Annotated in this window: 18 protein-coding genes; all 18 read right to left on the bottom strand. The window is 71.7% G+C overall.

Annotated features, from left to right (window positions below):
• Positions 1-9: 9 nt before the first annotated feature.
• The 18 genes from ACFWYW_RS08450 to ACFWYW_RS08365 all read right to left on the bottom strand — a co-directional run bounded on the left by ACFWYW_RS08450 (position 10) and on the right by ACFWYW_RS08365 (position 19,253).
• Positions 10-2,115 carry a DUF3488 and transglutaminase-like domain-containing protein gene (locus tag ACFWYW_RS08450; protein WP_379613457.1) on the bottom strand — a complete coding sequence of 702 codons (2,106 nt, stop codon included), beginning with the start codon at positions 2,113-2,115 and terminating at the stop codon, positions 10-12.
• A 371-nt stretch (positions 2,116-2,486) separates the two neighbouring features.
• Positions 2,487-3,566, bottom strand: coding sequence for a DUF58 domain-containing protein (locus ACFWYW_RS08445; protein WP_379613459.1), 1,080 nt, complete (start codon positions 3,564-3,566; stop codon positions 2,487-2,489).
• Position 3,567: 1 nt separating this feature from the next.
• Positions 3,568-4,563: an AAA family ATPase gene (locus tag ACFWYW_RS08440; RefSeq protein ID WP_379613461.1), complete on the bottom strand. Its 996-nt coding sequence runs from the start codon at positions 4,561-4,563 to the stop codon at positions 3,568-3,570.
• A 16-nt stretch (positions 4,564-4,579) separates the two neighbouring features.
• Positions 4,580-6,751 (bottom strand): fibronectin type III domain-containing protein, encoded by a 2,172-nt coding sequence (locus ACFWYW_RS08435; RefSeq protein WP_379613463.1) that lies wholly within the window; start codon positions 6,749-6,751, stop codon positions 4,580-4,582.
• Positions 6,752-6,846: 95 nt separating this feature from the next.
• A complete protein-coding gene (locus ACFWYW_RS08430) occupies positions 6,847-7,374 on the bottom strand; it encodes a hypothetical protein (protein ID WP_379613465.1) in 528 nt (175 codons plus the stop codon).
• Positions 7,371-7,877, bottom strand: coding sequence for a hypothetical protein (locus ACFWYW_RS08425; protein WP_379613467.1), 507 nt, complete (start codon positions 7,875-7,877; stop codon positions 7,371-7,373). The genes ACFWYW_RS08430 and ACFWYW_RS08425 overlap by 4 nt, the downstream gene beginning before the upstream one ends.
• Positions 7,874-8,461, bottom strand: a complete 588-nt coding sequence (locus tag ACFWYW_RS08420; RefSeq protein ID WP_379613469.1) for a hypothetical protein — start codon at positions 8,459-8,461, stop codon at positions 7,874-7,876. Before ACFWYW_RS08420 ends, ACFWYW_RS08425 begins: the two co-directional genes overlap by 4 nt.
• A complete protein-coding gene (locus ACFWYW_RS08415; protein WP_379613471.1) occupies positions 8,458-9,051 on the bottom strand; it encodes a hypothetical protein in 594 nt (197 codons plus the stop codon). The genes ACFWYW_RS08420 and ACFWYW_RS08415 overlap by 4 nt, the downstream gene beginning before the upstream one ends.
• Before the next feature lie 13 nt (positions 9,052-9,064).
• Positions 9,065-9,643, bottom strand: coding sequence for a hypothetical protein (locus tag ACFWYW_RS08410; protein WP_379613473.1), 579 nt, complete (start codon positions 9,641-9,643; stop codon positions 9,065-9,067).
• Positions 9,622-10,860 carry an MlaD family protein gene (locus tag ACFWYW_RS08405; protein ID WP_379613475.1) on the bottom strand — a complete coding sequence of 413 codons (1,239 nt, stop codon included), beginning with the start codon at positions 10,858-10,860 and terminating at the stop codon, positions 9,622-9,624. Before ACFWYW_RS08405 ends, ACFWYW_RS08410 begins: the two co-directional genes overlap by 22 nt.
• On the bottom strand, positions 10,861-12,135 hold the full coding sequence (locus ACFWYW_RS08400) for an MCE family protein (RefSeq protein WP_379613477.1): 1,275 nt from the start codon (positions 12,133-12,135) through the stop codon (positions 10,861-10,863).
• Entirely contained in the window at positions 12,135-13,301 is a 1,167-nt protein-coding gene (locus ACFWYW_RS08395; RefSeq protein ID WP_379613479.1) for an MCE family protein, read from the bottom strand. Before ACFWYW_RS08395 ends, ACFWYW_RS08400 begins: the two co-directional genes overlap by 1 nt.
• Entirely contained in the window at positions 13,298-14,368 is a 1,071-nt protein-coding gene (locus ACFWYW_RS08390; protein ID WP_379613481.1) for an MCE family protein, read from the bottom strand. Before ACFWYW_RS08390 ends, ACFWYW_RS08395 begins: the two co-directional genes overlap by 4 nt.
• On the bottom strand, positions 14,356-15,381 hold the full coding sequence (locus tag ACFWYW_RS08385) for an MCE family protein (RefSeq protein ID WP_379613483.1): 1,026 nt from the start codon (positions 15,379-15,381) through the stop codon (positions 14,356-14,358). The genes ACFWYW_RS08390 and ACFWYW_RS08385 overlap by 13 nt, the downstream gene beginning before the upstream one ends.
• Positions 15,378-16,694 (bottom strand): MCE family protein, encoded by a 1,317-nt coding sequence (locus ACFWYW_RS08380; protein ID WP_379613485.1) that lies wholly within the window; start codon positions 16,692-16,694, stop codon positions 15,378-15,380. The genes ACFWYW_RS08385 and ACFWYW_RS08380 overlap by 4 nt, the downstream gene beginning before the upstream one ends.
• Before the next feature lie 10 nt (positions 16,695-16,704).
• Positions 16,705-17,514, bottom strand: coding sequence for an MlaE family ABC transporter permease (locus ACFWYW_RS08375; protein WP_379613487.1), 810 nt, complete (start codon positions 17,512-17,514; stop codon positions 16,705-16,707).
• On the bottom strand, positions 17,514-18,284 hold the full coding sequence (locus ACFWYW_RS08370; RefSeq protein ID WP_379613490.1) for an MlaE family ABC transporter permease: 771 nt from the start codon (positions 18,282-18,284) through the stop codon (positions 17,514-17,516). Before ACFWYW_RS08370 ends, ACFWYW_RS08375 begins: the two co-directional genes overlap by 1 nt.
• Positions 18,285-18,287: 3 nt before the next feature.
• Positions 18,288-19,253, bottom strand: a complete 966-nt coding sequence (locus tag ACFWYW_RS08365) for an ABC transporter ATP-binding protein (RefSeq protein WP_379613492.1) — start codon at positions 19,251-19,253, stop codon at positions 18,288-18,290.
• Positions 19,254-19,327: the final 74 nt, after the last annotated feature.

Genomic DNA, 19,327 nt, shown 5'->3' with positions numbered 1-19,327 from the left:
GGGGAGGGGTCAGCGGAAGAGGAGGCGGCGGCGGAGGCGGTGTTTGAGGGGGGTGCTGCGGCGGACCTCGGCGCGGACGGCGTCGCTGCGGCGCCATGCCTCGTCGGCGGCCTGGTCGGCGATGGCGGCGCTGTCGGTGCTGCCAGTGCTGCCAGTGCTGCCAGTGCTGCCGGTGGGGGCGTAGCGGACGAAGTTGGAAATCTCGGCGAGAGGCCGGAGATGGTGGGAGATGGCCTCGGGATGACGGGCGACCACCTCCTCGGCCGTCAGCGCCTTGTCATCCTTGAGGCCCAGGTCGTCGCATGACTGGACCCAGGCGCCGAGTACCCGGCCCTCGGCTCCGGCCGCCCTACGCCTGCGACGCCGCCGCCACCACGGCAGCGCCATCGCCACCACCGCGTAGATCACGAGGACGCCCGCCCCGGCCGCCGGGATGATCACCCACAGCGGCGGCCCCTCGCCGGTCCTGCGCGACCCGCCCGTGGACGACTTGGCCGACGGCTTCGGCTTGTTCACCCCGCCCTGCGTGAACTCGCCCTCCAGCCGTTCACTCTCCTCGATCGCCGACGACACCACGTCGTGGTCGTCCTTGGAGCCGCTCTTGCCGGGTGTCGGGTAGAAGGGCAGCCACCCCAGCCCCTCGAACTTGACCTCCGCCCAAGCCACGACATCTCCGGACATGACCTGGTAGACGCCATTCGACTGCTGCCCCGGCCGGAACCCCACCACGACCCGCGTCGGCAGCCCCAGCGTCCGTGCCATCAGCGCGAACGTCGAGGCGAACTGCTCCGACGTCCCCCGATGCGTGGTCTCCAGGAAGAACTCCAGCCCCTTCAGCGAGTGCCCCGGCGGCGCCGTCGGGTCGTTGCTGGCGGTGGTCCGCAGGTACTTCTGCAGCCGGTACGCCTGCTTGATCGGCGCGTCCGCCCCCTTCGTCGCCTGCTGCGCCAGCTTCCGGAACTCCGCCTCCTGCGGCGCGTCAGGGAAGGCGGTCAGCGCCGGATCGTTCACCGGCACCGCCCCGACCAGGTCTTCCTTCGACGGCCTGGGCACCCGCGAGCTCACCTGGTACGTGAACCCCTTGTCAGGCTTGGGCGAGACCAGCAGCGCTCCGCTGCTCGGGTCCACGCCCAGGCCGGGCACGCCGGTGACCTCGGCGGGACGCTCGGCCGCGGGCAGCCAGCCGCCGGGCAGGCCGTCGATCGTGACGCTCTGCCGTACCGTGTCGACCGTGCCCGTCCACTCACCGGCGGGCACCCGCCCGCCGGTCGGCTGGAAGCGCGCGCCCGACGTCCAGCGCACGCCGTCATAACGATCCAGTACGGCCAGCCGCCAGTTGGCCGGTCGGTCGGCCTTGACGGTGAACAGCGGGCGGTCGGGAAACTGCAGCCACGCGGACACACGGTCGAGCGGGCTGACGCTGTCGACGCGGATGGGGGGCGGCAGTTCGGCGTTCCGCCGGGGGTTGTACGGCTCCGCCGCCACGGGCAGCAGTTGCCCCGCGACCAGCGCCGCGCCCGCCAGCAGCGCCGCCGCGGGCAACCCCGCCAGCAGCCAGCGCGCGGGACGTTCGTCGCGCACCATGGCCAGCGCGGCCGTGAGCACGACCAGCGCGGCGGCCACGGGCAGGTTCGAGCCGTCGCCGTCCACGCCGAGCAGCAGGGCCAGCCCGAACGCCGCCATCGCGGGCAACGCGGCGGCGATCCGGGTCGCGCTCCGCACCACGGTCTCGGCCCCGACCGTCGCGGCCACCCAGACGGCCGCGTGGACCAGGATGAGCAGGCGTGGTTCCGGCTGGGCGGGCAGGAGGGTGGTGAGCAGGGCCTGCCAGGAGTTGGCCAGGTCCTTGACCATCCCGGGCGCGACGCCCTTGTAGAGCGGGACGGTGGCCGCGAACCACAGGACCACGTTGAGCGCCAACGCCAGCCAGAGCGGCCGGTTCCTGGTGAGCAACGCCACCAGCGGCGGCACGAGGGCAGCGGGGGCCAGGGCCAGGAGCAGAGGCTGAGCGGGAAAGACCCGATGGAACCCCCAGCCCGCCACCCCGGCCAGCCCCGCGACCAGCAGCAGTGCCACGACCAGCCGCCACCCCAGCGCCCGGCCACCTGCCGCCACACCCCGCTCCCCGGCTACACCATGCTCCCCCGCCACACCCCGCTCCCCGACTACGCCACGTGCCCCCGCCACGGCACCGGCGCGCCGCCGCCCCCGCCGCCCGCCACCCTCCGGCGAGCCGCCCTCTGACGAGCCGACCGGGAACCCAGCCTCCTGGCCGGGCCCGGGTGAACCCGAAGTCTGGCCATAACCGGGCGCGGGCCGGCCATAGCCGGGTGAAGCCGAGGACTGGCCGGGGCCGGGCGAACCCGGGTGTTGGCCGGACAGATCCGGGTGCTGGCCGAAGCCGGGCAGGCCCGAAGGCTGGCCGGGGCCGGGCATGGCTGGGTGTTGGCCGGAGACGGGCGCACCCGGGGAGCGCGGGGTGGGGGTCATCGGGCGCTCCAGGCCAGGGAAAGGGCGTTGAGGTCGGACATCGGGACCAGCGTGACGCCCGGTGTGGCCGGACGGCCGTGGCCCAGGTACACGCAGATCACGCGGTCGAAGCGGCGCCGTACCCCGGCGCACCGCCCCACCTCGGCCGGGTCGGCGGTGACGACCACGAGCGAACCCCCGCCCCGCGCCAGCCGGACGGCCTCGGTGACGCCCGAGGTTCCGGGAGCGACCAGGGCGAGCCGGTCCAGCAGCATCTCGGCGTCGGACTTGGTCTCGGCCAGCGGGCCGTCGCCGGTCAGCACCCGTACGGGGAAGCCGGCGCGGGCGGCGGCCACGGCGGCGGAGGCGGCGGCGTCGACGGCGGGCTCGGTCAGGTCGCGGGTGTCCAGGACGACGGTCGTGGTGGGCAGGCTGGCGTCGATGAGCTGGCGGACCATCAGCGTCCCGGTGCGCGCGCTGGACTTCCAGTGGACGTGGCGCAGGTCGTCGCCGACCACGTACTCGCGCAGGGTGTGGAAGGTGGCGGTGCCGCTGGGGGCGTTGTCGCTGGTGGGGCCCTCCAGGTGGTGGGCGCGTCCGGACGGGGGCACGGGCAGTGCCACGGTGCGCGGGCGGACCAGGAGGGTGGCGGCGGCGCCGTACTCGCGGACTCTGCGGGTGAGCCCGAGCGGGTCGGCGCGCACGAGCCGCAACGGACCGACGGGGATCTCGCCGCGCACGGAGGTCGGCAGCGGGTAGGAGACCATGCGCGCGCCCTGACGGGGCAGGCGCGGCAGGTCGACGGTGTGCTCGGCGGCGCCGATGCGGTCGTGCGCGCGCAGGCCGGACAGCGCCCAGCGGCCGAGGTTGCGCACGTTGAGCACGGCCACGGCGGCGTCACCGCGCGGCACCTTCAGCGGCGTCACCTCGCGGCTGACCTCCAGCCGCGGCTTGGGCGCGGTCCAGGCGAGCGCGACGCCGAGCGCGAGCAGCCCGCCGGTGGCCAGCACGACGGGCTCGGTGTAGCCGAGCAGGAATCCGGCCGCGTACAGCACCAGGGACCCGCCCAGCGTCCCCCATCCGAGCGGTGTCAGCATCTCAGACCGCCTGCGGCACCGGCATCCCGGTGAGGATCTCGCCGAGCACCTGTCCCGCCGTCAGTTCGCGCAGCTCCGCGTCGGGCGTGCGGATCAGACGATGCGCCAGCACCGGTACGGCCAGCGCCTTCACATCCTCGGGCACCACGAAGTGCCGCCCGGCGGCGGCGGCCTTGACCCGGGCGGCGCGCAGCAGCGCGAGACTGCCTCGCGGGCTCGCCCCGAGCCGGAGCGCCGGATGGTTCCGGGTGGCGCCGCACAGCGCCACGATGTAGTCGTAGACCGGATCGGCCACGTGGATGCGGGTCGCGAAGTCGATCATCCCGGCCACGTCGGCGGCGCGGGCGACGACCGGCAGCCGTTCGACCTGGGGCCCGGACGGCCCGCCCTTGAGCACCTCGACCTCGGAGGCGTGGTCGGGGTAGCCGACGGAGATCTGCATGAGGAAGCGGTCGAGCTGCGCCTCGGGCAGCGGGTAGGTGCCGTCCATGTCGACGGGGTTCTGCGTGGCGACCACGAGGAAGGGCCGCGGCACCTGGTGTGGCTCGGAGTCGACGGTGACCCGCCGCTCCTCCATGACCTCCAGCAGCGCCGACTGCGTCTTGGGCGAGGCCCGGTTGATCTCGTCGGCGAGCACGATGTTGGCGAAGACCGGCCCCTTGTGGAACTCGAACTTCTGGTAGGCCTGGTTAAAGATCGACACGCCGGTGATGTCGCTGGGCAGCAGGTCGGGCGTGAACTGGATGCGCCGCCACTCGGCGTCCACGCTGGCCGCGATCGAGCGGGCCAGCGTGGTCTTGCCGGTGCCCGGCACGTCCTCGATGAGCAGGTGCCCCTCGGCGAACAGGCAGATCAGCGCCAGCTCGATCGCCTCGCGCTTGCCCCTGATGACGTGCTCGATGTTGCCCGCGAGCAGCTGGAAGCGCTGGGCGAACTGTCCCGCGAGCTGTTGCTGCTGGTACGGCTGCGCGGTCTCTTCCAGGTGGTGGTGGCTCACAGCTGAGTCCCCCTTCTCAGTCCGTGCATTCGAACAACGGCGCCGCCGGGAAGGCGCCACGCGGTGACTCCATCAGCGTCACGCTGAGGTAGGCCACACCGCCGTTCCACTCGATCCGGTTCCAGACGTCGCTGGTTTCCTTGGTCTCGTCCTCCGTGACGGAGGCCCCCTTGACCTGGCAGATCACCGTGATGCTGATGTACTGGCCCTTCGGGATCGTCCCGGCTTCCCCGCTCTTCGACGGCCCCGGCCGGACGAGCGTGTTGGTCTGGTTGTTGTTGGCGTTCCTGTAGGCGTGACGCGGATAGGCCAGGTCGGCGGTGGCACTGGCCACCTCCTGGCTCTCCCCCGCCGCGTTCTTGGCCTTCAGCTTGAACTCGTACTTCTTGTTGTTGTCCAGCCCGTCCACGTTGAACGAGGTGCCGCTGATGGAGCTGTCCGACTTGGCCCCGGACAGCTCGTACGTGGTGCCTTCCCCGGCGTTCGACGGGGCGCTCCAGCTCAGGTCGGCGCCGCGGTTCTTGGCCTTGGCGGCGAAGTTCGACGGCGCGCCGGGCGCCACGCAGGGCTTCACCCCGGCGCTCGGCGCGGACGGCACCTCCCCGCCCTTCCAGTGGGCGACGATCGTGAAGGAGTACTCCTTGGCGCAGTCCCCGCCGCTGAACTCGAACTGGAACGGCCCGTTCGCGTCCACCGACTGCGGCGACACGCGCCCGTCGCCGCCGTTGACCTGGACGGTGTAGCGGTCGGGCTTGCCACCGGTCGACGGGCTGAAGGTGATGTCGATCTTCCCTGGCCCGGACTTGGCGCTGACCGAGCCGGGCTTGGTCGGCGGGCTCGGCGTGGGCGTCGGGGTGGGCGTGCGGGTCGGGGTCGGAGTCGGAGTCGGCGTGCGGGTCGGGGTGGGCGTCTGCTCGGGCTCCTCGGTGGGCTTCTTCGAGGGCTTGTGCGTCGGCTCCGGCTCCTCGGTCTCCGTGGGCTCCGGGTCGGCCGTCCTGGTCGGGTCGGGCTGGCGGCCGGACGCGGTGGGCTCGGGCTTCGGCGTCTGCTTGGGCTTGGGCGTGTTGGTCGGGCCGGGGACGTCGCTGTCGTCCTTGTCGACCGGGTGCTTGCGGCCCTCGGGGTCGACGACGACGGCCTTGTCGCCGTTCTCGTCGTTGGCCCACAGCAGGCCGTCCTTGACGAACATCTCGATCGGGCCGGGCTGCTCGGCCACCTGGATCGTGGTCGGCCGGCCGCCCGCCGCGCTGTCCCAGACGATGAGGCCGCCGCTGGAGCTGTCGGGGACGTACACCTTGGAGCCGAGCACCTGCGGCACGCCCAGCGCGGTGGGTTCGTCGGACTCGAGCTTGGTGGTCTGGACGGCGTTGGACGCGGTGTCGATCACCACGAGCAGCCCGTCGGGGCCGGGCGCCAGGATCGGCACCAGCGAACCCTCGGTCGCCGGCGGGGTGAGCGCGCCGCCCTTGGCCGACTGGGCGACGCCCTTGGGCAGCAGGATCTCTCCGGCGCCGCCGTCCGAGCCGATCACCACGGCGGTGGAGGCGCGGGTGTTGACGATCACGGGCAGGCCACCGGCGATCGTGACGGCGAGTTCCTCGCCGGGCTCGCCCGCCTTGACCGCCTGCTCGGCGACGCCTGCCGTGACCGGGACGACCTCGCCCTTGGCGGGTACCGGGACCCACAGCTTGCCGCCGCCGTCGATGCGCGCGGCGCCCAGCGGTCCCTGCAGTTCGAGCGGGGCGCCGAGGGAGTTCAGCGTGGCCGGGTCGATGCGTTGCACCGTTCCCTTGGGGTTGACCGCGTAGGCGGACTTGCCGGTGACCACGAGCTGCATTCCGGCGGCGCCGAAGTCGCGGCTCTGTGCGACGCTGAGCTGGCTCGGCTCGATCCGGCTGACGACGCCGGTGCGGTCGTCGACGAGCAGGACCGTCTGCCCGTCCTGCACGATGCGCAGCGGCCGGCCCGCCTTGTCGTCGAGGTACCCGTCGACCTCTCCGGACAGGCCGTTGACGTGGACGATCTTCCCGCGGACCTTGGTCCAGAGCCAGGCGCCCACGTCGGCCAGCTTCGGATTGGCGCTCGACACGCCCACGCCGAACACCGCCGCCACGACGACGAGGCAACCGGCCACCACTGCGGCGATCACAGCGGTGGCACGGTCGCCCCGGAGAATGCGGACGCGCATGCGTCACTCACCCCGTATGTACGATTACTAAGCGTTTGCCCCCGTCTTACCGGGCATCACGATAGCGTGCAGCCGTACCAGGGCGCATGCCTTGCTCAGAACGTGTCGATGTTCTCGATTTTCCATCTGTCGCCGTCGAGCACCGCGCCCACCGCGAACATCGCCGGAGCGTAGGAGGCCTTGCCCGGCTCCGCCGCCGTGCTGTGCTGATCGGCGAAGATGAGCAGCCGCGCCCGGTCGCCTTCCAGCAGCGTCACGCCGCTGTCGGTGACCGTGGTCGTCAGCACCAGCTTGTCGCGCAGCGCCTGCTCGCGGACCAGGCCGAAGATGCCCTGGTACTGCTCCACGGCCTTGCCGGTCAGCAGGTCGCGGGCCGCCAGCTCGGTCTTGGCGACATCGGCGTGGTCGTAGGAGAAGACGGTGTTCACCGCATCGATGATCTGGCTCTTGACCTGGCCGGTCCGGGTTTGATCAGTCATGGCCGTGTTCCGGGTCGTGGTCGTGTCGCGGAGGTCGTGCGCTTTCGTCGCGGCCAGCCCGGCCACCCCGCCGAGGAGCACGGTGGCGAGGGCCAGCAGCGCGGGCAACCGGCGGGTACGGGCGGCGGCCCAGGTCGTGCTCATGGCGTGAGCCGCCGCAGCAGGCCCGCCGCCACCGAGCCGGCGACCAGCCAGACGGCGGCGGCCAGGCCGTGGTTGACCAGCGCCTCCCACCGGGCGTCGGCCAGATCGAACAGGCTCGTCAGGCCCAGCGACAGCGTGCCGGCCAGCGCGTCGACGACCTGGTACCAGGTGTTGGCCGCGTTCGCCTTGAAGATCGAGAACGCGGCGTGCAGGAGCAGCACCACCGCGATCAGCCGGGCGGCCACCTTCACCGCCCAGATGAGCAGTGCCGACACGCGCCGCCAGACCGATGCCGCGACGGACAGCACCGGCCTGGCCCGCGCCGCGAACGAGACCTTCTCCACCGGCGGCATCGGCGGGAACGGCGGCTCCACCGGCCCCGGCTGCGCGGGCACGAGCACGGGCACGGGCTCCACCGGTGGCGTGTACACCAGGCTGTCGCCCGGCTGGGGCTGCGGCTCGGGGTCGCGGATCATGGGGGGCTCCTTGTCGTCGCTGGTCATGAGGTGGTTCCGTCCGGAGCCTGGGTGAGGGCGGCGAGCTTCCAGCCGCCGGAGGTGCGGGTCAGCTCGCCCACGAGGCGGCTCTTCTTGACCACCGGCTCACCCTGGGGCGGGACCACGGTGATCCGTACCGCGGCGATGATCCGCGCGGTCCCCGCGGCCTCGTCGAGCTCGGTGAGCGCCGCCTCCAGGACCTTCGCGCTGGTGGCCGTGCCCGCCTTGGCGATCTCGGCGGTGAACGCCGCACGCCCCCGCACGATCTGCTGGTGCAGCCGCGCCGCCGTGGAGTCCTCCCACAGCGCGAGGTCGCGCTCGACGGTGCGGTGGCTGAGGGTGTTCAGATTCTGTACGGCCTGCGAACCGCTGCGCACCACCTCGTCCCGCAGCCGGGAGTAGCGCAGCCCGTCATCGCCCACGGCGCCGATCCACGCCCACCCCGACCAGGCGGCCCCGACCGCCGCGAGGGCGCAGAGCGCCACCGCCACGCGCGCGACCCACCCCGCCCTCTCCCCCGCCCCAGTCTGCTCCGGGTGGCCGGACTCCAGGTCCGTGGTTTCCTCGGTGACTTCCTGGATGCTCGTCATCGCTTCGCCTTGCTGGAGGTGATCTCGGTGATGCGCCAGCGGTCGTCCCGCAGGCGCGCGCTCACGGTGAGCTGGGCGGCCACGGCCGGTCCAGCGGGCTTGCCGGAGCGGGTGGCCGTCTGGTCCAGGAAGACCAGCAGCCGCGCGGTGTCCCCGGTCAGGGTGACGACCCCGGCGCGTACCACCCGGGTGGTGAGCGTGGCCTGCTGGGTCACCACGTCCCGCCGGATCTGGGTGATCAGCCGCGTGTACTCCTCGGCCGCCCGCCCGTCCAGCGAGTCCCGCGCGGCCAGCTCGGTCGCCTCGATCTCGGCAGGCGAGTACGTGAAGATCCTGGCCAGCGCGTTGCTGACGTCACCGGCCACGCGCGTGGTGCCCGCCTGGTCGAGCAGCGCCCGGTTCCCCGCGGCGACGTCCCGGGCGGGCGCCGCGGCCCGTACCGCCACCCCGGTCACGAGCAGCACGACCGCGACCGCCACGAGCACGGCGGGCCTGCCCACCCGTAGCCGCCGTCTTTTCTCCGGTACGGCGTGCCGTCCCCGCCGTCCGGCGGCCTCAGGCTCGGCGACCAGGGTCGACTCCGTTTCCACGCGGACCTCCTCGTCACCCGCCCACGGCGGGAATCGCGGTGAACGACTTGAGCTTCCAGCCGCCGTCCGTCCTGGCCAGCCCGGCCTGGAACCGTTTGCTCTCCACCGACGCCCGCCCGCCCCGCCCCGTGAGCTCGATCTCGACGGCGGCGATGATCTGCGCGTCACCGGCTTCGGCGTCGAGGGCGGTGACGGCGGCCTCGATCACGGTGGCGCGGGAGGTGGCGCCGGAACGTTCGACGGCCTGGCGGGTGCTCGCCCGCCCGGCGGCCAGCTCGTCGCGCAGTGCCCCGGTGGTGGCCTCCTGCCAGCGGGTGAGACCGGCGTCCACGGCGGCGGCGTCCATGGTGTTGAGCACGGCGAGATGCCGCCGTCCTGCCTCCAGCGCCCGGTCCCGCTCGGCCGCGAAGGCGGCGCCCGGGTCGCCAGCCGCCTGCCACGACACCCACCCGGACCATCCGCAGAACCCCGCGGCCAGGACCACCAGCACGACGGCGACCGGCCCCGCCCACCGCCGCACCGGCAACGAGCCCCGGCCAGGCGGCGGGTCGCGGTCGGACGCGGGCGGGGTCAGCGGTCGGGGTCGGGCCACAGGAGCTCCTCCATGTCGTTCTCGGGCCCGTCGGCGGGCGGATCGGGCAGGGTGTCGTGGCGGCCGGGCAGTTCGTCGAGGCTGAACGAGCCGGGCTTGGCCGCCTCGGGCACCCCGCCCTTGGGCGCGTTGGCCGAGCCGCGCACGCCGACTCCGGTGGAGGGCGGCGACAGGCAGCGGGCGCCGGTGTTCAGGGAGGTGCCGGGGCTGGTGTCGAGGCCGTTGCGGTAGGGCGTCCTGCCGTAGCCGCTCACGCAGGGCAGCGGGTTGAAGAAGGTGTTGGTCAGGCCGAAGGTGAACGTTCCCGACCTGGCGGCGGTGGTGCCCGCGGCGACGAGTTGCGGGAGCCGTACCAGAAGCTCCTCCATGCCGCGCCGGCGCGTGAGCGTGAGGTCGGACGTCGTGAGGAGGTTGGCGACCAGGACGCTGAAGCCGGGGTCGAGCTCGCGCACGAGCTGGGACAGCTCGCGGGTGGCGCCGGGTGCTTCGGTGATGAGCGTGCGCAGGTCGGCATCGGAGTCCTTGAGCTGCTTGGCGAGCAGGCGGGCGTTGCGGCCGAAGTCACGCAGGGCCTGGCCCTCCTCGTTCTGGGTGCGCAGGACGAAGGTGCCGTCGGTGAGCAGGCGCGTGGTGGGGACGAGGTTCTCGTCCGCGGCGGAGACGAAGCTGCTCTGGTAGTCGAGCAGGGCGCGCAGGTTGGGGCCCTGCCCCTGGAACGCCTTGCCCAGCTCGTCGACGAAGGTGCGCAGCGAGTCCAGCGGCACCGAGGCGGCGAGCGCGTTGACGTTGCCGAGGATCTCGGTGACCGGCGCGGGGGTGGCGCCCTTCGCGATGACCGAGCCCGCCCGCAGGAACGGGCCGTTTGCGGTGGAGGGGCGCAGGTCGACGTACTGCTCGCCGACCGCCGACAGGTTGGCGACGACGGCCTGCAGGCGGTCCGGGATGGGCGGGGCGGCGTCGTCGATGCGCAGGTCGGCGACCAGGCCGCGCTCGGTGAGCGTCATCTCGCCGACGCGGCCGACGGTGACGCCGCGGTAGGTGACGTTGGCGTCGGGGAACAGGCCGCCGGTCTCGGCCAGCTCCAGCTTGACCACGTAGTGGCCGGGGCGGCCGAACAGCCTGCCGAGCTTGGCGTACTCGATGCCGATGAAGCCGATCACGACGATCGCGATGGCCAGGAAGATCGCGACCCGGATGCGGGTGGCGCGGGTCAGCATCTACTCCTCCTGTCCGGGGGTGGGGGTCGGTGTCGGCTCGGGGGTCGGCGTCGGGGTGGGCTCGGGCTCGGGTTCCGGCGTGGGGGCCGGTGGCTTCGTCTTCGACGGCGAGGGCGTGGGCGAAGGGGTCTTGGACTTCGCCGGGGACGGCGTGGCCGTGGGCTGCTTGCCCGCCTTCTGCTTGACCATGTCGAACGGCAGTTCCGGCCAGTCGTCCTTCGGGCCGGCGTTGATCGAGATCGTCGGGACGATCGGCTCGACGTCGGGACCGGCGGCCATCGACAGGTAGGCGTTGAGGTAGTCGCCCTTGACCGCGTTCGTGATCTCGTCGGTGAACGGGTAGGTGAGCGCCACCTCCAGTGCCTTCGGCAGGTCGCGTCCGGCGGCGGTCAGGTTGCGCAGGATCGGCTCCAGCGCGCGCAGGTCGGCGACGACGTCGTCCTTGCTGCGGTCCACGACGTCCACGGCCACGCCGGAGAGCTTCTCCAGTTGCGCCAGCATGGTGACCAGCGCGCCCCGCTGCTCCTCCAGCACCTTCAGGCCGGGGCTCAGGTCGTCCAGGACGGTGTTGACGTCCTTCTTGCGCGAGTCGAGCGTCTTGGCGAGCCGGTTGAGGCCGTCGAGGGCGTCGATTATCTCCTGTTTGTGGCGGTTGAGGTTGCCGGTCAGCGTGGAGAGCTTCTTGAGCAGGTCGCGGATCTCGGCCTCGTTGCCGCCGAGCGCCTTGTTCAGCTCGCGGGAGATGGTCCTGATCTGGGCCAGGCCGCCGCCGTTGAGCAGCAGCGACAGCGCCCCGAACACCTCCTCGACCTCGGCGTTCCTGACGGTGCGCGGGAGCGGGATGTGCGCGCCCGCCGCCAGCGTCCCGCCCGTGCCGCCCCGGGCGGGCGCGGCCAGCTGCACGTACTTCTCGCCGAGCAGGCTGGTCTGCTCCAGCCTCGCCTCGGCGTCGGCGGGCAGCTTCACCGCGCCGTTGACCAGCATGGTGACGCGGGCCGTCCAGCTCTCCTCGGGCAGGCTGATCTCGGTGACCCGGCCGACCGCCACGTCGTTGACCCGCACCGCCGCCTGCGGGACCAGGTCCAGCACGGTCTCGAACTCCGCCGTCACCGTGTAGGGCCGCTCGCCCAGCTCGGCGCCGCCGGGCAGCGGCACGTCCCTGATCCCGCCGATCCCGCACCCGGCCAGCGTCCCGGCCACGACCACAACCGCGACCACCCGCCCTCTTCCGGTACGGCCCGCCGTACGTGACCCGGCTTCCCGGTGGATGGCCATCAGCGCTCCCCCTCACCAGGTAGCTCGTCGCCGGGCGTCGGCGTCGGGTCCTTCGTCTTGGCGGTGCCGCTCGGACTCGCCGTCGGGGCGGGCGTCGTCGGGCCGGGCGACTTCGACGGCGTCGGGCTCGGCGACTTCTCCGGTGTGGCGCCGGCCGTCGGGGTGGGAGCCGGGTCCACGATCTGCTGGGGGTCGAGCGCCCTGGCCGCCGGTCCGAACATCAGCTCCAGCAGATCCCCCCGCCCCATGACCGTCCGGGTCTCCGGGTCGTAGGCGTTGACCACGTTCGTGGCCGCCAGCGGCAGGTTGTCCAGGGCCTCGGCCAGCGAGCGCCGCTGGTTCACGAGCGTCTGGGTGAGGTCGGCGAGCTTGTCCACGTTCGCGGCCAGGAGGGTGCGGTTCTCCGCGACGAACGTCTTCACCTCGCCCAGCGCCCCGGCCAGCTCGTGCAGGGCGCCGCCGATCTCGTCGCGGTCCGCGGCCAGGAATCCGGTCACGTCGGCCAGCTGTTGTTCGGCCAGCCGTACCTGATCGTCGTTGTTGCGCAGCATGCGGGAGAAGTCGGCGAGGTGCCGCACGGTGGCGAACAGGTCGCCGCTGGAGCCGGCCAGCGTTCTGGAGGCTTTGCCGAACTCGGCGACCATGGTGTTGATGTCCCGGCCGTTGCCCTTGAGGTTGGCGGCGCCGACGTCGAGCACGCGGGAGAGCGAGCCCTCCTTGTTGGCGCCGGTCGGGCCGAGTGCCTCGGAGAAGTCGCTGAGCGTTTCGTACAGCTTGTCCAGCTCCATCGGCACCGCCGTGCGGTCGGCGGGCAGGACGGCGCCCGGCGCGAGCTTCGGCCCGCTCGTGTACGCCGGGCTGAGCTGGATGTAGCGCTCGGCCACCAGGGCGGGGGTGACCACGACGGCCGTGGCGGCGGCGGGCACGTCGACGCCGTCGTCCAGCGTCAGCACGGCCTTGACCTGTGTGCCCTCGGGCGTCACCGAGGCGATCTCGCCGACCTTGACGCCGAGCACCCGCACGTCGGAGCCGGGATACACGGCGACGGCGGAGTGGAAGTAGGCGGTGATCTGGTCGTCGGGGGCCCGCGGCGGCGCGGCGGCGCCGGTGAGCGCGACGACCAGCGCCGCGGCCAGGGCGAGAGAGCGCCTCCGGTGCGCGATCATCGGTCGTCTCCGGGAGTGGTGGGGCTACCGGTCGGGGTCGGCGTGGGCTTGTGGGGTCCTCCTGGTTTGGGGGGAAGGCAGCCCTTGTCGGGCACGCCGTCCGGCAGGTAGTGCTTCGGGACGACCCCGCACAGGTAACCGTCCAGCCATCGCCCGTTGCCGATCGTGTTGCCGACCAGTCGCGTGTACGGCCCCGCCAGCGCCAGCGCCCGGTCCAGATCGCGCTGGTTGCGCAGCAGCACGTCGCTCACCCGCGCCAGCGCCCGCAGGGTGGGCGCGAGCTGCTTCCTGTTGTCCCTGACCAGCCCGACGAGCTGCGCCGACAGCTCCCTGGTGCCGGTGAGCAGCGCGTGGATGGCGGCCCTGCGCTTGCGCAGCTCGTCCAGCAGCAGGTTGCCGCTTCTGAGGAGTTCGGCGAAGTTGTCGTTCTGGGCGGCCAGCGTGCCGCTGAGCTTCTTGGTCCCGGCCAGCAGCCGGGCCAGTTCCGCGTCCCTGGAGGAGATCGTCCTCGACAGCGCGGACAGGCCGGTCACGGCCTGCTTGACGTGCGGCGGCGTCCTGGAGAACGTGGCCGAGATCGTGTCCAGGCTCTCGGCGATCCGGTCGGTGTCCAGCCGGGCGACGGTGCGGCCGAGGTCGTCGAAGGCGGCGGTCACGTCGTAGGGGGCCAGCGTGCGGGTGACGGGGATGGCCTGCGCGGGGTTCTGCGCCTCGGGGCCGAGCGGGTCGAGGGCGAGGTACTTGGCGCCCAGCAACGTCCTGATCATGATGGCGGCGGTGGTGCGGTTGCCGACCCACGCGTCCTTGACCCGGAACTCCACCCTCACTCTGCCCCGGTCGAGGGCGACGTCACTGACTTTGCCGACCTTGACCCCGGCCACGCGTACCTCGTCACCCCGGGTGAGGCCGGCGGCCTCGGTGAAGTAGGCGGTGTAGTCAGTGCCGCCGCCGATGATCGGCAGGGCGTCGGCCCGGTAGGCGGCGGTGCCGATGCCGCCGATGAGCAGTAGACCGGCCAGGCCGACCAGGATGGGGTTGCGCTCGCGCAGCCGCTTCACTGCTTGCACCTGCCTTGGGTGTTCGGGATGCCCGTGGGCGCCGGCCGGCCGTCGGTGTAGGTGACCCCGCTGATCAGGGCCTCGCACAGGTAGAGGTTGAACCAGGAGCCATAGGAGGCGGCGCGGGTGATGACCTCGGCCTTGTCCGGCAGCCGTTGCAGGAACCGCTCCACGAGCGGAGCGTCGGCGTTCAGGTTGCCCGCCAGCCTGCCGAGCTGGTCGATGTCGCGGCGCAGCGGCTCGCGGCTGTCGGCCAGCAGGCCCGCGGTGCTCGTGGTGAGCTCGCCGAGCGCGCCGATCGCCTGCCCGATGGGCCTGCGGTCGGCGGCCAGGCCGCTCATGAGCCTGCGCAGGGTGACCACGAGCGTGGTCAGCTCCTTGTCGCGGGCGTTGACGGTGGCCACGACGGTGTCGAGGTTCTTGATCACCTCGCCGATGAGGTCGTCCTTGGCGGCCAGGGAACTGGTCAGCTCGCCGATCGTGCGCAGCAGGCCCTCGACCGTGGCGCCCTCGCCCTGGAGCACCTGGATGAGCTCGCCGGCGAGCTTGTTGACGTCGTCGGGCGACAGTGCCCGCATGAGCGGCTGGAAGCCGCGGAACAGCTCGGTCAGGTTGATGGCCGGGGTGGTGCGATCCAGCGGGATCGTGGCGCCGGCGGACAGGGTGCCGCCCGCCGTACCCTCGCCCTGGGCCATGTCGATGTAGCGCTGGCCGACGAGGTTGAGGTACTTGATCGTCGCGGTGGCGGAGGCGGGCAGGCGGCGGTCGCGTTCGACGGAGAACTCGACCTCGGCCACCCGCCGGTCCACGATGGCGATCGCCTCCACCTGGCCGACGCGTACGCCCGCGATGCGGATGCTGTCGCCGGTGTTGAGCCCGGCCACGTCGGTGAAGCGCGCCCGGTACGTGGTCCGCTCGCCCAGGTCGCTGTTGGCCACGCTGATGGCCAGGGCGAGCGTGGCCAGGACCGTGACGACCACGAAGGCGATCGACTTGATCAGCGGCGCGGTGACTTCCCTCATCGGATCCTCACCTCGGCGCCCCGGTAGAGCGGTCCGGCCAGCACGCTGCTCCAGTCGGGCAGGGTGCTCGGGTCGTCGCCGTACTCCAGGGCGAGCAGTTCGTTGACGAGGCGGCTCTCGGCTCCGGAGTTGGGCGGGCCGTAGGAGCCGCCGAAGGCTTCTGCGGGGCTGGTGGGCGACGGTGTCTCCGACGGTTGGGGCGTGCCTGAGGGCGTGCCCGAGGGCGTGCCCGAAGGGGTTGGCGTCGCCGAAGGCGGGCTTGTGGGGCGGGCGCCGTCGCCGGTGTAGGGGATGGTGTAGCAGCGCGGGCCCCCGGTCGCGCTGTAGACCGGGCGGTCCTTGCCCGGCAGGTAGCGGCCCTTGCTCTGTACCGCGATCACCTTCACGTGCAGGCCGGGTTCCTTGGTGCCCTTGCCGAGCACCTTGTCCATGAGCGGGACGAAGTCGGCGAGCATCTCCAGCGTGCACGGGAACTCCGGCGAGTAGCGCGCCAGCAGCTCCAGCGTCGGGCGGCTGTGGGCGGCCAGCCGGATGAGGTTGGCCGAGTTCGCCCGCAGGAACGTGGTGAGGTCCTGGGAGGCGGCGGTCACGCCGGCGTACAGCTCGCTGAGGTTCTCACGCTGGTCGGCGATGGTCTTGCTGGTGGTGGTGAAGTCGGCCAGCGCCCGCAGGATGTCGGGCGCGGCCTCGCTGTAGAGGTGGCTGAACTCGATCAGCTCGCGGACGTTGGCGTTCAGCTCGGGCAGGTGCGGGTTGAGCCTGGTGAGGTAGCGGTCGAGCTGGACCAGCGTCCGGCCGAGCTGCTCGCCCTTGCCCTCCAGGGCCTGGGCCATCGCGTTGAGCGTCGCCGACAGCTTGGCCGGCTTGACCGCGGTCAGCAGCCGGAGCAGGTTGTTCAGCACCACCTGCAGCTCGATGGCGTTGGCGGTGCGGTCCTCGGCGATCACCGCGCCGTCGGCGAGGCGGCGTACCGACGGCTTCGCGGGCGGGATCAGCGCGACGTACCGGGCCCCGAAGACGGTGGTGGGCAGCATCTGGGCGCGCACGTCGGCCGGGATGAGCCGCAGGTGCTCCGGTTCGATGGCCAGCGTCAGCCGGGCGCCGTCGCCGTCGGCGGCGATGGTCCTGACCTCGCCGACCACGACCCCGCGCACCTTGACGTCGGCCAGCGGGTGCATCTGGTGGCCGACCGCGCTTGCGCGCAGCGTGACGAGGGCGACCTCGGCGAACCGCTTGGTGTAGACGGCCACCGACAGCCACACCAGCAGCACCGGGACCATGAGGAACGCCACCCCTGCCAGCCGTCTTCTCATCCCGTGCTCCTCATCCGGTGATCTTCACGGTCGTGGTGGCGCCCCAGATGGCCAGGCTGAGGAAGAAGTCGGTGACGCTGATCAGCACGATCGAGGCCCGTACGGCCCGGCCGACCGCCACGCCCACCCCGGCGGGCCCGCCGGCGGCGCGGTAGCCGTAATAGCAGTGGGCCAGGATCACCATGACGCTGAAGATCAGCACCTTGAGGAAGGAGAGCAGGACGTCCGTCGGCGACAGGAACACGCCGAAGTAGTGGTCGTAGGTGCCTTCCGACTGCTGGTTGACCCAGATGGTGACCATGCGCGAGGACAGGTAGGAGCTGATCAGGCCGATGCCGTACAGGGGGATGATCGCGACGGTCCCGGCCACGATCCTGGTGGAGACCAGGTACGGCAGGCTCGGGATGCCCATCCCCTCCAGGGCGTCGACCTCCTCGTTGATGCGCATGGCGCCGAGTTGCGCGGTGAAGCCGGCGCCGATCGTGGCCGACAGGGCCAGGCCGGAGACGATGGGCGCGATCTCGCGGGTGTTGAAGTAGGCGGAGACGAAGCCGGTGAAGGAGGCGGTGCCGATCTGGTCGAGGGCGGCGTACCCCTGCAGACCGACGACGACGCCGGTGAACAGGGTCATGGCGACCATCACGCCGATGGTGCCGCCGATGACGGCCAGGCCGCCGCTGCCGAAGGCGACCTCGGCCAGAAGTCGCAGGATCTCCCTGAAGTAGCGGGTGAGCGCGGCCGGGATCCAGAGCAGCGCCCGGACGTAGACGCCGAGCTGGTCGCCGAGTTCGTCCAGCCAGGTGAGGACTCTGGTGTGCATCAGCCCACCTTCGAGGGGACGACCTGCAGGTAGATCGCCGTGAGCACGAGGTTCACGAAGAACAGCAGGAGGAAGGTGATGACGACGGACTGGTTGACCGCGTCGCCGACGCCCTTGGGCCCGCCGGCCGGGTTGAGCCCCCGGTAGGCGGCCACGACGCCGGCGATGAAGCCGAAGAGCAGTGCCTTGAACTCGCTGATGTACAGGTCGGGCAGCTGGGCCAGCGCGGAGAAGCTGGCCAGGTAGGCGCCGGGCGTACCGCCTTGCATGACGACGTTGAAGTAGTAGCCGCCCGCGACGCCGACGACCGAGACGAGGCCGTTGAGCAGCACCGCGACGCCCATGGCCGCCAGCACCCTGGGCACCACCAGCCGCTGGACGGGGTTGACGCTCATGACCTCCATGGCGGCCATCTCGTCGCGGATCGTGCGGGCGCCGAGGTCGGCGCAGATGGCCGAGCCGGCCGCGCCGGACACCAGCAGCGCCACGATCATCGGGCTGATCTGCTGGAGCATGCCGAGCACGCTGGCGGCTCCGGTGAACGACTGGGCGCCGATCTGCTGGGCCAGCGAGCCGACCTGCAGGGAGATGACCGCGCCGATCGGGATCGACACCAGCGCGGCGGGCAGGATCGTGACGCTGGTGATGAACCAGAACTGCTGGATGAACTCCGCGAACTGGAACGGCCGCCGGAACATCAGCCCCAGCACGGACCCGCCCAGGGCGAACATCCTGCCCGTCTGGCGTAAGCCGCCGGTGATCGAGGCCATCGTCTACTCCTTCACACCGGGCAGGTGCCGGGAGACGATCGCGTCCCTGGCGGCGGGGGCGAGTTCGGGCAGCATGCGCATGACCCGGTCCATGCGCCGCCAGACGGCCTGGCGCGGGGGCAGCCCCGGCGTGGGGGCGAGCTGCTCGGGGATCGTCTTCCCGCCGCCGTACGGCACGGCGCTCTCCATGGCCCGCAGGGCGGCGTCCTTCTCCTCCGACATGCCGATGGGCCCACGGACGTCTCCTTTGAGAAACTGCCGGACGACCTCGTCGTCGCTGGTCAGCAGGACCTCGCGGGGGCCGAAGGTGACCAGTTCGCGGCGGTAGAGCATGCCCAGGTTGTCCGGGACGGTCGAGGCGATGTCGATGTTGTGGGTGACGATCAGCATCGTGGTGTCGAACTGGGCGTTGAGGTCGATGAGCACCTGCGACAGGAACGCGGTGCGGACCGGGTCGAGGCCCGAGTCGGGCTCGTCGCACAGGATGATCTCGGGCTCCAGCACCAGCGCCCTGGCCAGGCCCGCGCGCTTGCGCATACCGCCGGAGATCTCGCCGGGCAGCTTCTTCCCGTCGCCGGCCAGGCCCACCATCTCCATGCTGTCCAGGACGATCCCGCGGATCTGCGCCTCGCTCTTCCTGGTGTGCTCGCGCAGCGGGAAGGCGATGTTGTCGTAGAGGTTCATGGAGCCGAACAGGGCGCCGTCCTGGAACATCAGGCCGAAGAGCTTGCGGGTCTCGTAGACCTGGCGGTCCGGGGAGTTGATCATGTCGACGCCGTTGACCACGACCTTCCCCCTTTCCGGCTTGATCAGGCCGATCAGGGATTTGAGAAACACCGTTTTACCGGTGCCTGAAGGACCGAGCATGACGCTGATTTCCCCGGCGGGGAGAATCAGCGAGACGTCTTCCCAAATGGTCTGCGCGCCGAAGGACTTCGACAGTCCCTGGACCACCACTTCGATTCCCATTACCTCGCCTGATCGGTCGCGGCATTGCGTGCGGGCAAGCTACTCATCGCGACGATCGAGAGGCAAGTGACTAA

This window comes from Nonomuraea sp. NPDC059023, from assembly GCF_042740095.1.
In the GTDB taxonomy this organism is placed as follows: Bacteria; Actinomycetota; Actinomycetes; order Streptosporangiales; family Streptosporangiaceae; genus Nonomuraea.
This window is presented reverse-complemented; position numbering and strand designations above follow the sequence as displayed.